This window comes from uncultured Amphritea sp., assembly GCF_937127095.1.
In the GTDB taxonomy this organism is placed as follows: Bacteria; Pseudomonadota; Gammaproteobacteria; order Pseudomonadales; family Balneatricaceae; genus Amphritea.
Map to the genome: position 1 here is coordinate 39,806 of NZ_CAKZLP010000022.1, position 12,703 is coordinate 52,508.

16 protein-coding genes are annotated in these 12,703 nt (G+C 45.1%); 10 read left to right on the forward strand and 6 right to left on the reverse strand.

The annotated features are described in order from the left end of the window. Positions 1 to 71: 71 nt before the first annotated feature. The 3 genes from Q0499_RS05775 to Q0499_RS05785 all read left to right on the forward strand — a co-directional run bounded on the left by Q0499_RS05775 (position 72) and on the right by Q0499_RS05785 (position 3,210). Positions 72 to 881, forward strand: a complete 810-nt coding sequence (locus tag Q0499_RS05775) for a hypothetical protein (RefSeq protein WP_299197149.1) — start codon at positions 72 to 74, stop codon at positions 879 to 881. 100 nt (positions 882 to 981) lie between these two features. Continuing rightward, positions 982 to 1,956 carry a sensor domain-containing diguanylate cyclase gene (locus tag Q0499_RS05780; protein ID WP_299197151.1) on the forward strand — a complete coding sequence of 325 codons (975 nt, stop codon included), beginning with the start codon at positions 982 to 984 and terminating at the stop codon, positions 1,954 to 1,956. A 393-nt stretch (positions 1,957 to 2,349) separates the two neighbouring features. Further along, positions 2,350 to 3,210, forward strand: a complete 861-nt coding sequence (locus tag Q0499_RS05785) for an AraC family transcriptional regulator (RefSeq protein ID WP_299197153.1) — start codon at positions 2,350 to 2,352, stop codon at positions 3,208 to 3,210. A 351-nt stretch (positions 3,211 to 3,561) separates the two neighbouring features. Here the strand turns inward: Q0499_RS05785 and Q0499_RS05790 are convergent, their stop codons facing one another. The 6 genes from Q0499_RS05790 to Q0499_RS05815 form a co-directional block, all read right to left on the reverse strand. After that, positions 3,562 to 4,149, reverse strand: coding sequence for a CBS domain-containing protein (locus Q0499_RS05790; protein ID WP_299197155.1), 588 nt, complete (start codon positions 4,147 to 4,149; stop codon positions 3,562 to 3,564). A 54-nt stretch (positions 4,150 to 4,203) separates the two neighbouring features. Continuing rightward, entirely contained in the window at positions 4,204 to 4,548 is a 345-nt protein-coding gene (locus Q0499_RS05795) for a hypothetical protein (RefSeq protein ID WP_299197158.1), read from the reverse strand. A gap of 365 nt (positions 4,549 to 4,913) precedes the next feature. Continuing rightward, complete coding sequence (locus tag Q0499_RS05800; RefSeq protein ID WP_299197160.1) at positions 4,914 to 5,558, reverse strand: dienelactone hydrolase family protein; 645 nt, start codon at positions 5,556 to 5,558, stop codon at positions 4,914 to 4,916. 213 nt (positions 5,559 to 5,771) lie between these two features. Beyond that, positions 5,772 to 6,077: a type II toxin-antitoxin system RelE/ParE family toxin gene (locus Q0499_RS05805; RefSeq protein ID WP_299197163.1), complete on the reverse strand. Its 306-nt coding sequence runs from the start codon at positions 6,075 to 6,077 to the stop codon at positions 5,772 to 5,774. A gap of 9 nt (positions 6,078 to 6,086) precedes the next feature. Then, positions 6,087 to 6,341: a type II toxin-antitoxin system prevent-host-death family antitoxin gene (locus tag Q0499_RS05810; RefSeq protein WP_299197165.1), complete on the reverse strand. Its 255-nt coding sequence runs from the start codon at positions 6,339 to 6,341 to the stop codon at positions 6,087 to 6,089. A 521-nt stretch (positions 6,342 to 6,862) separates the two neighbouring features. Further along, the gene (locus tag Q0499_RS05815) at positions 6,863 to 7,669 is read right to left on the reverse strand and encodes a hypothetical protein (protein ID WP_299197166.1); all 807 of its coding nucleotides are present in this window, start codon (positions 7,667 to 7,669) and stop codon (positions 6,863 to 6,865) included. Positions 7,670 to 7,940: 271 nt separating this feature from the next. Here Q0499_RS05815 and Q0499_RS05820 point away from each other — a divergent pair, with 271 nt between their 5' ends. From Q0499_RS05820 to tnpB, 7 genes are all read left to right on the forward strand, one after another. After that, positions 7,941 to 8,513, forward strand: a complete 573-nt coding sequence (locus Q0499_RS05820) for a DUF2726 domain-containing protein (RefSeq protein WP_299197168.1) — start codon at positions 7,941 to 7,943, stop codon at positions 8,511 to 8,513. 101 nt (positions 8,514 to 8,614) lie between these two features. Further along, positions 8,615 to 8,971, forward strand: a complete 357-nt coding sequence (locus tag Q0499_RS05825) for a hypothetical protein (protein WP_299197170.1) — start codon at positions 8,615 to 8,617, stop codon at positions 8,969 to 8,971. Then, the gene (locus tag Q0499_RS05830) at positions 8,968 to 9,549 is read left to right on the forward strand and encodes an ABC-three component system protein (RefSeq protein ID WP_299197172.1); all 582 of its coding nucleotides are present in this window, start codon (positions 8,968 to 8,970) and stop codon (positions 9,547 to 9,549) included. The genes Q0499_RS05825 and Q0499_RS05830 overlap by 4 nt, the downstream gene beginning before the upstream one ends. Next, entirely contained in the window at positions 9,546 to 10,052 is a 507-nt protein-coding gene (locus Q0499_RS05835; protein ID WP_299197174.1) for an ABC-three component system middle component 5, read from the forward strand. The genes Q0499_RS05830 and Q0499_RS05835 overlap by 4 nt, the downstream gene beginning before the upstream one ends. Further along, positions 10,042 to 11,940, forward strand: coding sequence for an AAA family ATPase (locus tag Q0499_RS05840; RefSeq protein WP_299197176.1), 1,899 nt, complete (start codon positions 10,042 to 10,044; stop codon positions 11,938 to 11,940). The genes Q0499_RS05835 and Q0499_RS05840 overlap by 11 nt, the downstream gene beginning before the upstream one ends. A 330-nt stretch (positions 11,941 to 12,270) precedes the next feature. Beyond that, on the forward strand, positions 12,271 to 12,564 hold the full coding sequence (locus Q0499_RS05845) for a hypothetical protein (protein WP_299197178.1): 294 nt from the start codon (positions 12,271 to 12,273) through the stop codon (positions 12,562 to 12,564). After that, positions 12,564 to 12,703: IS66 family insertion sequence element accessory protein TnpB (gene tnpB / locus Q0499_RS23670; protein WP_363317776.1), on the forward strand; the 140-nt coding region annotated here is incomplete at its 3' end. The genes Q0499_RS05845 and tnpB, both read left to right, overlap by 1 nt.

Below are 12,703 nucleotides of genomic sequence, written 5' to 3' on the forward strand. Positions count from 1 at the left end.
CGAGTAGTGGAGTCGTTTTTGGGCTCAGGTTTATTTTACACGGGTGCTGCCCGATAAAGAGATGACTGGATATGCATCAACCGGATAAAAGTCTGTTGGAAGAAACCATCGTTAAAAGCGCAGAACTGACCCGCTATGCGGTGAAAGATGGTGAGCCAGATACCAGTAAGGTTGTTATGAGCACCGACGGGGAGATCGCCTTTGTTGAGAAGGGGGTTACCAACTGGGTGATAGATATTGCCTCACAGCAAGCAATTTCAGCCTCGCAACCTGACACCCCCCATGTGGCCGTTAACGCTCGATGGTATACCGCCCAGGAATCGCTGGAAGCCGGCATTGAAGTATTTTACGGCGGCAGTGCCAACAATTTTGGCAGCATGGGGACGCTGCTGGTTCCGGATGGTTTTGCGATTCCAACGGTCACCGCGACCCGTGCGAACGTTAAGTATTACGGTCTTTCACTGATCGAAACCGGTGAGCATTTTTCAATCTCATCAGGCAGATATCAGACCGCGATGATGCGCTATGAATATGGCAAAGACTATAAGAAAGAGTTCCTCATGCAAACGGCGGGTGGTGGCGGTATTTTTGTCGAAACCCATGATTTTCCTCATGTACATATTCCGCTCTTTGATACCTGTGGCGGTTATATCGTGATCGGAAAAAAGGTGGAGTGTGAGTATCACTTCACAGCCTTCAGAATCCCCTTTGGTTATGGCCTTATTACCCCTTCGGGCACGATTCATGGGGATGGCACGCTGGTGGGTGAGTACGGTCTGACGGTTGCTGATTCAGCGCTGGCGAGCGCTGATACTGTTCTGATTTATAACGAAAACAGCATGAGTATGGCGCAGGGAATTGTACCCGACTGGCCCAACTAAGCTATATTGAGTGCTGACGATTTAAGCCATCAGGTTGTGTTTAATTATTGTTCCGAAGTTTTACTACCCTGTTTCCTTATGTTGCAAGGAGAGTGATAACGTGATCGATCAAGATGAGGACGGCGTATACAAAGCGTTACTTGAGTCTACTAAGGCGATTCCCTGGAAGATTAACTGGGAGACCAAGGCGTTTGAGTATATTGGCCCGCAGATTGAGTCGCTGTTGGGGTGGTCTCAGGACAGCTGGGCATCTGCGCAGGACTGGATAGACCGTATTCATGAAGATGAAAGGGAGCAGTCAGCTAACAACTGTATCGCCTTAAGTGATAAAGGCTTCGATCACGAAATCGATTACCGGGCACTGACCGCCGATGGACAGTATGTCTGGGTGCGGGATGTTATTCATGTTATCCGGGAAGAGGGCATCACCAAATCGCTGATAGGATTTATCTTTGATATATCTGAGCGTAAAGCGATGGAAGACGAGTTGCAGCGCGTCAACAAAAGGCTGGAAATACTCTCTTTCCAGGATGGCCTCACCGGCGTTGCCAACTGGCGTCTTTACGATCAGACCCTGGAACGGGAGTGGGCTCATGCGATGCGCAACCGTGCGCCACTGTCGCTGATCGTTATTGATATCGATATGTTCAAAGAATATAACGACCATTTTGGCCATCTTCGCGGTGATGAAGCCTTGAAAAGGGTTGCTGAAACCCTGCAGAAAGTGGTTGCCCGATCAACAGATCTTATTGCTCGTTATGGCGGAGAGGAGTTTGTCCTGTTGCTGCCGGATACCAGCCGCAAAGCCACCCTTGATATTGCCGAACGTTGCCGTCGGGAGATCTACGAACTCTCTATTGCCCATCCGGGTTCGAATGTTGGCAACATGTTGACCATCAGTGCTGGCGTTGCCTCTATGGTGCCAACCGATAAACTTGACCGCTCATCGCTTTTTGCTACCGCCGACAAAATGCTATATCAGGCGAAACACAGCGGCCGCAACAGAGTCGTATGCAGTTGGCCGCAGGGCGTGGCTCGCCAAAAGAGCGGGGACTCGCTAAAAGCGCGAGAGTGATTAGAACGGACTCGCAAAGAACGCGAGAGTCGCTAGAACGGACTCGCAAAGAACGCGGGAGTGGCTAGAACGGACTCGCAAAGAACGCGAGAGTCGCTAGAACGGAAACTTCGTTTCCTGCTAGTGGTTAGACGCGACTGCGTCGCTTGCTAGATAAAAGCCGTCGCTCGTTGTTCGTTGCTCGGAAAGCAAAAAGCCTCTAGGGATGTGCCTTTGAAAATGCATTAAATACGTTAAAACTCTGTATCACTACCCGTCTTTTCGCTTTTTCTAACAACTAGCAAGTCACGGAGTGACGTCTAACGACTGCTTTTAACATTCAGCAACGGGGATCAGGATTCTGTTCCCGCTCAGTGCGATCATTAGCCCTGCCATGAATACTGAGGAGTTTGCATGAGTCTGAAAAGCGAAGATTCGCGCATCAACCGGGTCTGTGATTACATTAATCAGAATCTTGATGCTGAGCTGACGTTGGCGCAACTCAGCGATGTCGCTTTGCTGTCGAAGTATCATTTTCATCGACTGTTTTCTGCGTTTACCGGCGTTAGTCTGGTCCGTTTTATCCAGCTGATGCGGTTAAAACGGGCTTCATTCCGGTTAGCGTTTGAGCATGAGCAGCGGATTATCGATATCGCGTATGAAGCAGGGTTTGATAGCCCTGAAGCGTTTTCCCGGGCGTTTAAGCGAACTTTTGGACAATCTCCCAGTGGATTCAGGGCATCACCTGAGTGGCCGGAATGGCACTCTAAATTCCAGTTTGATATGCCTTCAGGAGGCGTGCTGAAAATGAATGTTGAGATTCTGAATTTTGCTGAAACCCCGGTGGCGCTGGTTGAGCATAAAGGGCCCCGAGAACAGGTGCTGAATGCGGTGGGGCAGTTTATTGCCTGGCGTAAAGAAACCGGTCTGTCTCCGGTTAACAGCAGTCAAACCTTTGGCATACCCTATAATGACCCCAATACCTCAGCGCCGGAAGAGTTTCGCTTCGATGTCTGTGGTTCGTTTGACGGAGAGGTTCCGGCGAATGGTTATGGTGTGAAGTCCGGGGTTATTCCAGGCGGGCGTTGTGCGGTGATTCATCTTCGGGGCAGTCACGAGAAGATTGATGAGAGCATCTATTATCTGTACCGCACCTGGCTGCCCGAAAGCGGTGAAGAGTTGCGGGACTATCCCTGCTTTTTTCAATACCTGAACTTCATTCACGAGGTTGATGAGTGTGATCTGCTAACCGATATTTATCTGCCGCTTAAATAGTCAGATCAGATCTTTACCGAATAAAAAGCCCGGTAAAAAGCCGGGCTTTGATAAACGAGCCATTCACTTAAATGCAGATCATGACCCGTTATACTACTGCCCGGACATCACCCCGAACAATAGCCCCTTCAAACCGAGTCTTCTGCGTTGTCTATATTGCCCTGGTTTATCGTAGCGAGGTTGTTGTACCTACACGACGTTCTGTTCTTTTCCCAGGTTTATCGTTGTGTGGGCACAGCTCCTACAAAACGCCAATAAACCGCAGCGCCTGCTGTATGCTTTTTCTAGCCACTAACAAGCGGCGAAGCCGCGTCTAGCCAGTCGCGTAGCGACGATCTGGCCACTGCTCTATCAAGTATCCCGTCCGGCAAACAGTACGTTCACAACCTCACGGAAGTGTGCGGCGCGCTTGGAAATTTCCACCGGGACTTTCAGGCGACGGGCGATATCACTGGAAGAGATCACCCCCCGAATCTCATGCTTTGTGGTATCGACAACCAGCATATGCGGGGTGCCGGTGTGCTGCAAAGTGCGCAGCAGGTCACCGATACAGGCATGGTTTATCTCGCTCAGAGGCATCGCGTGTAACCGTTCGCGGGGGGTCATCACCTCTTTGATTGAGATATCATGCCGTTTTAGTCCGGCGGAGGTGGCGATACTCATCGCGGAACGACTTTCCAGATCAGCAATGGTGAGTAGTCCACGAAAGTTTTCGTCCTTGTCGATCACCAGGATAGAGCGCACATGTACTTTGCGCATCATCTGTCGGGCTTCATCAATGGACACATCCTGTTCCATCATCAGCGGCTGGACTTTTTCGAAATCGGTCATCACCTCAATCGCATGGGTGTCCAGTGTGTATTCGTGTAATTCATAGGGACGGGCGATATCATCGTTCGCATCCAGAAGAATAGTTTTCAGTTCATTATAATTATTCATAGCGTAATCCTGCCTTTAAGGCTGTCATCAATAGATAGAAAAAGTGATGAGTAATTAGCCGAAGGTGGGTGGTGCTCGTGGGGATGGGGTAACCCAGCGAGTGCTGGGCAGTGGTGATTTTTCGGAGTAAACCCTGATGGAGTCCGGTGATAGCAGTGCGTAGTGAGGCGCAGTTGAAAGCACTATATCGCAAGGCTGATCCTCATCATCGACAGGCGCCGGAAGCAAAAACTGCTCTGCATTACTCTCATTGACCGACAATAGCTGTTTGGCAAGCGTCTCAAGCGGCAACACCCGACTCTGCATGACAATCAGCACCAGCAAAAGCAGCAACGCCAGCCACCATTGAGTAAGGCGGGTAGCGGTGAGAGGTAAGGTAGTGCTTTCTGCGTGCTTCATAAATCTCAGTGTAGGCTAAATCCTATGGAGGGGAAATCCTGAAACGAAAAAATTATCGAGAGGTCCGAATTTTGAATCGCTTTGACTCGCGAAAAACGCGAGAGTGGCTAGAACGGACTCGCAAAGAACGCGAGAGTCGCTAGAACGGACTCGCAAAGAACGCGAGAGTCGCTAGAACGAAAACTTCGTTTCCTGCTAGTGGTTAGACGCGACTGCGTCGCTTGCTAGGGAAGAGCAAAAGCCTGCGGGGTTGAATCGGACTGGTTTGGTTTTGTGGGAGGCACGCCCCGTGCCGATGGTAGAGCAGCCGAAGGCCGAGCGTCGCTGCGTGACTTGCTTGTGGCTCGGAAAAGAAACACGAGCGACTATATTACTTTTTGGATGAAGTCTGTAATCAGCGGGTACATGTTCTGGGTGATGGTGTGTGGGGTGTTTGGTAGCAGGTGCAGTTCGCTGTTGATGCCAAGTTCGGATAAGTGCTGCTGGCTCTGTTGCGACTGGGTCACGCTGATCACCTGATCTGCTTCACCATGAATAAGACAGACCGGCAGAGGGTTGTCAGGGGCAGAGCAGGCCGGTGTTTGTTGTGGTAACCCGGCAAAACGTCCGGCGATGCCAATAATACCGGCAACTGCATCATTACTCTGTTTCAGCCATTCCAGCGACATAATCGTGCCCTGCGAAAAGCCCAGTAACACGACCTTATCGAGTGGTACGCCAGCCGATGTTGCCTCATCGCGAATCAGCTGAGCAAATGCAGGCATTACCTGTTGAACTCTGGCAGGCCGGTTCTCTTCGGTCACGCCGATCAGATCAAACCACTGAAAACCCGCAGGGGAGATTGTCGAAGGGGAGAACCCGGCCGGAATCCGGATCTCCAGACCCGGATGGTACTGGTGCAGATACTCACCCAGCGGCTGCAGTGAATCCGGGCTGGCCCCGACACCATGAAACATCAGTAGCAGGGCTGCAGGTGTGGCGGTTCGAGATTCAAAACGGATAGAAGGCATCGGATGGCACTTAAACGATTAAGGAACAGGGGGGTATTCTGGCATTTGGGAAGAGAGGGAACAAGTTGCCAGAACGGAAACTTCGTTTCCTGCTAGTGGTTAGACGCGGCTGCGCCGCTTGCTAGCTAGTTGCTCGAACGTCGCTGCGCGACTTGCTTGTTGTTAGTTGCTCGGAAGAGCAAAAGCGAAAAGAAATCTCAGTTAACGAGTGTATTACCCTGTACTTGAGCCTTTGATATGAAGATTTGGGTCCATCGAGCAGTGGAGAATACGGATGATGATCAGATGAGCGTTACTTTGAGTGTAATAGATAACATGGCTTTCATAAGGAAAGCTTCGAACGCCAGTGATGAGTTCTGATCGATCAACACCCATCTCCGGGTTATTACTGAGATTGAGTGCTGTGGATTCAATGCCGTTGAGGTATTCGACGACTTTCCTCTTTCCCCAATGTCCTAAGGTAAAACTCAGAATTCCCTCCAGGTCTTTCTCAGCTTTATCCGTAAAGCTGTAGAGCATCATAGTCTCCTAGAATTTCTGCCTTAACCGGTTAATAACTTCAGATCCGGAGCTGACTTTACCCTGCTTAATATCTTCAAGGCCTGCCTCAATCTCAGCTTTCAGAGCCTGCTGTTGCAGGGTCTTTAGCTGTTCATACTCTCTGGCAGAGACAATCACGGCGACAGGTTTACCGTTTTTATTGATGCCAACAGGCGCATTTTGAGCTTTTAAAATCAGCTCGCCGAATTCCCGTTTGGCATCACTGGCGTTTAACACTTCCATAACCGCATCCAATAATTAAATTGATTATTTTAAACATTATAGGTCGACTCACGGACAGTGACCAGAACGGAAACTTTGATGGAAAAAGCCGTGGCTCGAACGTCGCTTCGCGTGCTCGCATAAAGCGCGAGAGTGGCTAGACGTCACTGCGTGACTTGCTAGTTGTTAGACGCGACTGCGTCGCTTGCTAGTGGTTAGACGCGACTGCGTCGCTTGCTAGTGGTTAGACGCGACTGCGTCGCTTGCTAGGGCTCGCAAAGAGCGCGAGAGTGGTTAGACGTCACTGCGTGACTTGCTAGGGGTTAGACGCGACTGCGTCGCTTGCTAGGGAAGAGCCGTCGCTCGAACGTCGCTTCGCGACTTGCTCGTTGTTCGTTGCTCGAAAAGCAAAAGCCTGCGAGGCTTGGCCTCTATATGCAGTTTGTGTGGGAGTTACATGCTCGTAGAGAGCGCAAGAGTGGCTAGATGTGTAAAGCCAATAGGTTGTTCTCAGAAACAAGCTGACTGATTGACAGCCTTTACTAGGGCGAAGTTAGCTTGGTATCTAAGAAATGCTGTTTATCAAAATGCTTTACGATTTTAGCTCCATCAGGTAGCTCAGAAATGACAGGACCATCCTCTGTAAATACCGCATACCTTTTATCATTAAGGGCTATCAGTAGTCCTTCGACGACAGTTTGCTCGGATTTATCAAAGATGATTATGCACTTAGATGTTTGAGAGTGTTCATCAAGAATGCACCCACTTTTTACAAAACTCTCTTTAGAATCAGTAGCATGTTGTATACCTTTTTCATGGCTTAGGAGGGTAATCATCATCCAAATGAGCATGAATAAAATCATCAGATAAACAACTGTGCTGACTACGCTGAGCATTTTGAAGAAAAGCAGAGCAGTAGCTGTCAGGTCGTTTTGCGAGGGATGAAAATAGTGGAGAAAATTTTGTATTTTCTCTGGAAGCGGGATGTGCTTCTCTGATTCTGGATGACCATATCTCACTGCTTTAACGAAAACATAGAAAATAAAAAATAAGATTAGTAGTGTACATAGAACGCTCCACCAAAAAGAGCTGTCAGCTATATAGACAAATAGATCTATGGCATAGAAAAGGATTACATAGTAGCCGTTTATATAACCGTCGGTGATAGATAGTGGGAATGCAGAAGTAGGAACACCAAAAGCACCTAGATAACCTGCCTGGTATCCAAGTCCAATGAGGTATCCTATCGGGGCTAATAAGGCCAAGAGCCCAGCCGAGATGGGTAAAATATAAGAATTATTTTTGATTACTTCTGAAAGCTTTCTTGGTTCCTTAGCTACTTCTTTCATACGATTCCTTGTATTGATATCCATCTATGGCGCTTATCATAGCTTAGCTTCAAACCTGATTCGAAGCTTGTTTTCGGAAAAGCGAAAAGCCATGCCCGTTTTGGGGATAAGTGATCGTTTTTATTTTGGCTTAGGCTTGAGCGGAGTGCTGTCTGGGAGTACATTCGGGTAATAACTTTTAGTTCGTTACCAGATTGCGACAGCAATCAGTAGTTGGTCATGAAGACCCGAGGATCGAAGACGCACAGCGTCTTGTTGAAATGGATGTAATATGGATGCGCTGCTCTTCCCGCTACTGCTGTTAATCGCGGTGGTTATTCTTGCGGGTTTTGTTAAAAACCTAAAAGGCACCGGCTCATCCGCTAAAGATGACAGCTCAGCATTAGGCTATCGAAAAAAAGGCCCGCTATTCACCCCTGCGGAACGCTCCTTCTACGGCGTACTGCTGCAAGCCATAGACAGTGACAAATATTGCTTGTTCGGCAAAGTCCGCGTTGCCGACCTGCTGGAACCCCAACCCAGCCGCAACCGCAGCCAGTGGCAGAAAGCCTTCAACGGCATCAGCGCCAAACACTTCGACTTCGTCATCTGCAAAACCGACGACCTGACCCCCGTCGCCGCCATCGAACTCGACGATAAAACCCACAACCAGAAACACCGCCAAAAACGCGACGAACTCCTGAAAAACATCTGCAAACAATCAGACTTCCCACTCCTGCGAGTCCCCGCACAATACGCCTATAAAACGGAAGTGCTGAAGATGATGTTGGCAAAAGAACTGGGCGGCGGTGTAGAGACGAAAAAAGATGATGCCGGACTAAAAGCAGAAGGAGAGTTGGCGTGACTAGTTTTACACTGACCCCATTTATCGCTGACCCCATTTATCGAGAGGGACTGCTGTGATTAATTATTCAATAAATTTATCTTATATAACTAGGGACTGATATGGAACAGCTTTTTAAAATAGCAGTAAAGTCATCTCCAATAGCAACTATTGCTACGGGATTGATGTATTTCCTGTTTTTAGAAATTTTAGGAAAAGAGATTGGCGATAATACGTTGATTGTATTAGCGGTTCTTACTTTTTTGTTTTCGATAGCGTTGTTGGTTTTTATAGGGAATAAAAGAAAAAGCTATATGCCTAAAGTACAAGGAGGAATAAGTAAAGTTGTGGTAGGTGATGGTGATGTTTTTGTCGGAAGTAAGGGTGGGAGTGTTTCTGAAGTTAAAGGGAAAATTAATGACGTTAAAGTTAATAGCGGTGATGTGTTTGTTGGAAATAAGGAGTCGCATCTAAAATGAAAGGAGAGTCTGATAATAGTATATCAAATGTTAATATAGATAACGGTGATGTTTTTATAGGGAGTAAATATCAGTATACTCTTAACTTTGATCCGCCAAAAGTTGATAGTGATGCACTTATTAGCCTAATCGAAAGATATCGTGACTTAGATGAAAGTGATGTCAATTTTCTTAATGTTAAAGAAGAACTTGAATATTACCAAGAGCCTTTAGACTCAAGAAAAGTCTTTGGATTAGAAAATAAGCTTAGTAAGGCAGGTAGAAAAGACTTAATTTCTATCGCAAGGAATGAAAAGCATAAGTTTGCTACTAGATTATTAAAGTTTCAGCTTGCAAGTCAAGAAAGCGCACTGCATTTGAATTTACTATCTAAGATAGAAGAACGGTTTAATGCCCAAATATTTCCTATGATAAAAAATAACGAGCCCTTTGAAATTATTGATTTAGCTATATCAAAATTGATTATAGATCCAATTGCAAACGAAGTCGCTCCTGCTGATGCAACTCTGACAGCTAAACAAATAAGAGGGATGATGTATCTTTTAACCGGTAATTGTTATCTGAGGTGGTTTGAATGATTCATATGTTTCATCCTGCAAAGGATATTAATCATATAATATATAGAGTTTTGCTTGTGATGTACTCCTCAGCTCAACCCATGGAATTGGAGCGGTTAAAAGTTGTTTGTTTTTATTTTGTTTTTCCTCAATATATGAAAAAAATAAAGCCGTGGCCGAATGATATTAAAAAGTATAAAAAGACGGTGGGTAAAGTGAAGGAAAGCTTTGAGCATGTTGGTAATTTGAAAAAATTATTTTTTGATGTTTCTAAGTCTTTTGATGTTGCAATCTCTTTACTTGTATCAAAGGGTATTATTGATCGAGATGCTTTTCTTGAAGGTGATGTCTTTGTTTATTTTAATAAAGTTCCTGCTGTCATAATGGAAGTAATATACGCTGATGAAAACATTAAGAATGAAGTTTTTGAGGTTTTGGTAAATGGGCTTGCAGTAACTCCATTTGATGGGATTAATGGATTAAAGGCAAGGTCTGGCTTAGTGGAATATAAATATGACCAATAGTACAAAGTTGATTGTTCGTAGAATGATCGTAAAGTGTGGTGGCAAGAGTGTTTATGATCAAGTTTTTCATTCTGGTCTAAATGTTATACGTGGTCATAATGGAACTGGAAAATCAACGATAATGGAGTTGATGTCCTATGGGCTCGGTGGAGATGTTAAAAAGAATAATTGGAAGGAAGAAGCTCTAAAGTGTACAGAAGTAATTTTGTCGGTGAATTTGACTGGTAGGGAGTATGTTTTAAAGAGACAGATTGAAGGAGAGGGTAGCAGGCCTCCAATAAGTATACATGAAGGTGATTATGAATCATCTATAGGTTTTGATGCTCAGTGGGAAGTCTATAAGAATTCAAAAAGTGATATTAGAAAAAGCTATTCTATGCAAATTTTTAGTTTGTTAGGTTTGCAGCAGCACAATACTGCGGATGCAGAGTCTCTGACCATGCATCAATTTCTAAGAATTATATATGTTGATCAAGATACTCCTGCTTCAAAGATATTTCGAACAGAGCCTTTTACATATGATAAAGAAACTATGCGTATGGCAATAGGGGAGTACTCTTTTGGGTTTGATGACTTAGAATCTCATGCGATGAGACAAAAGCTTTACGAGCTAGGAAAAATCTTTGATAAGGCTGAATCTGAGCTTAAAACAATATATGGCGTGCTGGGTAAAGTCGGAACAAGATTTAGTACCAAAGAAGTTGAGTCTGAAATTAAAACTCTAATTTTTGAACTTTACAAGAATATAGATTCTGCTAGTCCTGATGAAAAACTTTTAAAGTCTACAGATTTAATAAAATCTAAGGTTTCTGATGTTTTGAATGAAATTGGAACTAACTCTAAAGGCTTAGCGAAACTTGAGAGTGAATATGTTTCATTGGAATATGATATTGCAGAAAGTTTAGAGTTTTTGAAAAGTTTGGAGTTTAGGAGGTCTGCTCTTAATAAGGCTAATATAGTTAGTGGTGAAATTGATAAGGTGGATTTTATATTTTGTCCTAGTTGTTTCTCTGAAATTTTAGAAAGAGAGGGTAAAAATACTTGTTATCTATGCAAATGCTCTAATAGTAGAGGTGTTGGCGATTCCTATATGCAAGCATTAAATGTTATAGATTTTCAAATTAGTGAAACCGGAAAAGTATTAAAGGAGCAAAAAGAACGCAAGGTTGAATTGGTTTTTTCGATTTCTGAGTCTAAGCAGAAAGTTGAGATTCTAAGAAATGATTATAATAAATCATCACTTTTGACAAATGATTATCAAGAGAAAATAGCTCAGACTTCCGAAAGGAAAGGCTATATTGAAGCTCAGATTCAAGAGCTTAATGAGAAGCTTAAGCTAACTAAAGAAATTGATGGTAAGATAAAAGAAAAACAAAAGATTCAAGTGTTAATAAACAAAGTTGAAGAAGATTTATCAAAGCTTAATTTAAAGCGAGCGAATAGAATTTCAAAAGTTAAGAGTAAAATATCTGATAAGGTTGTCGATATTCTGAAAAAAGATGGAGGGGTTGAGAAAACATTTGATTCTGCAAAGCTGTTTGATTTTGATTTTCCTTCAGATAGTTTTAGATTAGATGGGCGAGCAAATTTTTCTGCAAGCTCCAATGTGGTCTTAAAGAACGCTTTTCACTTAGCAGCTTTATTGGTTGCTGTCGAAGATGAAGGTTTTAGGCTTCCCTGCTTTACCATGCTTGATAATATAGAAGATAAAGGTATGACACAGGAGCGAAGTCAGAATTTTCAATTGATAGTTAAGAATTTGTGCTCAGATATAAAAACTGGCTATCAAGTTATCATGACTACATCAATGGTTGATCCAGAGCTAAATAATGACCAGTTTGGTGTAGGACCATATTACGATAAGGGAACACATACCTTAGATCTATGATTAAGTGCTAATAAATTCCAGAACACCTGCTGGGCTCTTTGTTTTTTCGAGCGAAGCACTACGAGCAAGTCCCGAAGCGACGTTCGAACAACGATTACTTCATTGCCGCGAGGTACCAAAAGGGCGTGCCAGCGCGCCTCCCACAATATTGTCATCTATCGCAGTTACTTAAAACCAAAAAAAGCCCAGCATCACTGCCGGGCTTTTTGCTTTTTCTAGCTACTAGCAAGCGGCGAAGCCGCGTCTAGCGTAAGCGGTCGATAAACCCCATCTAATAATATTCCACCTTACCCGCTAACCTGCACCCTCACAACAATAGAGGGCAATTCCATGACGACTGAACAAAAACGCACCTTTTGGCAAAAGCACATCGATGGCTGGCAGCAGAGCGGACTTTCTCAGCCAGAGTACTGCAAACAGCATGATCTGAAACTCGCCAATTTCGGCTACTGGCGCACCCGCCTGAGCAAACCCAAGCGGAGCAATAAATTCATCCCGGTCGATCTGGGGCCAAACGTCCAGGCCAGGGTGTCATTACCCAACGGCGTCCGCCTGGAAGTACCTATTCATACCCTGGCTGATGTGCTGCTGTTGCTGAATCGAGTAGCACGGGAGGACCTCTGATGCTTCGCCCCTCTGACAGCATACAGGTCTACCTGTACGCTGAGCCCGTGGATATGCGTAAATCCATCGATGGCTTATCCGTACTGGTTGAGCAGGAAATGACGCTGTCTCCCAGCATGGAAGCCCTGTTTGTGTTCTG

Excerpts from the sequence above, each read along its gene's own strand:
- Q0499_RS05775 (WP_299197149.1), top strand. The coding sequence starts at position 72 with ATGCATCAACCGGATAAAAGTCTGTTGGAAGAAACCATCGTTAAAAGC.
- Q0499_RS05785 (WP_299197153.1), top strand. The coding sequence starts at position 2,350 with ATGAGTCTGAAAAGCGAAGATTCGCGCATCAACCGGGTCTGTGATTAC.
- Q0499_RS05790 (WP_299197155.1), bottom strand. The coding sequence starts at position 4,149 with ATGAATAATTATAATGAACTGAAAACTATTCTTCTGGATGCGAACGAT.
- Q0499_RS05795 (WP_299197158.1), bottom strand. The coding sequence starts at position 4,548 with ATGAAGCACGCAGAAAGCACTACCTTACCTCTCACCGCTACCCGCCTT.
- Q0499_RS05800 (WP_299197160.1), bottom strand. The coding sequence starts at position 5,558 with ATGCCTTCTATCCGTTTTGAATCTCGAACCGCCACACCTGCAGCCCTG.
- Q0499_RS05805 (WP_299197163.1), bottom strand. The coding sequence starts at position 6,077 with ATGCTCTACAGCTTTACGGATAAAGCTGAGAAAGACCTGGAGGGAATT.
- Q0499_RS05810 (WP_299197165.1), bottom strand. The coding sequence starts at position 6,341 with ATGGAAGTGTTAAACGCCAGTGATGCCAAACGGGAATTCGGCGAGCTG.
- Q0499_RS05815 (WP_299197166.1), bottom strand. The coding sequence starts at position 7,669 with ATGAAAGAAGTAGCTAAGGAACCAAGAAAGCTTTCAGAAGTAATCAAA.
- Q0499_RS05820 (WP_299197168.1), top strand. The coding sequence starts at position 7,941 with ATGGATGCGCTGCTCTTCCCGCTACTGCTGTTAATCGCGGTGGTTATT.
- Q0499_RS05825 (WP_299197170.1), top strand. The coding sequence starts at position 8,615 with ATGGAACAGCTTTTTAAAATAGCAGTAAAGTCATCTCCAATAGCAACT.
- Q0499_RS05830 (WP_299197172.1), top strand. The coding sequence starts at position 8,968 with ATGAAAGGAGAGTCTGATAATAGTATATCAAATGTTAATATAGATAAC.
- Q0499_RS05835 (WP_299197174.1), top strand. The coding sequence starts at position 9,546 with ATGATTCATATGTTTCATCCTGCAAAGGATATTAATCATATAATATAT.
- Q0499_RS05840 (WP_299197176.1), top strand. The coding sequence starts at position 10,042 with ATGACCAATAGTACAAAGTTGATTGTTCGTAGAATGATCGTAAAGTGT.
- Q0499_RS05845 (WP_299197178.1), top strand. The coding sequence starts at position 12,271 with ATGACGACTGAACAAAAACGCACCTTTTGGCAAAAGCACATCGATGGC.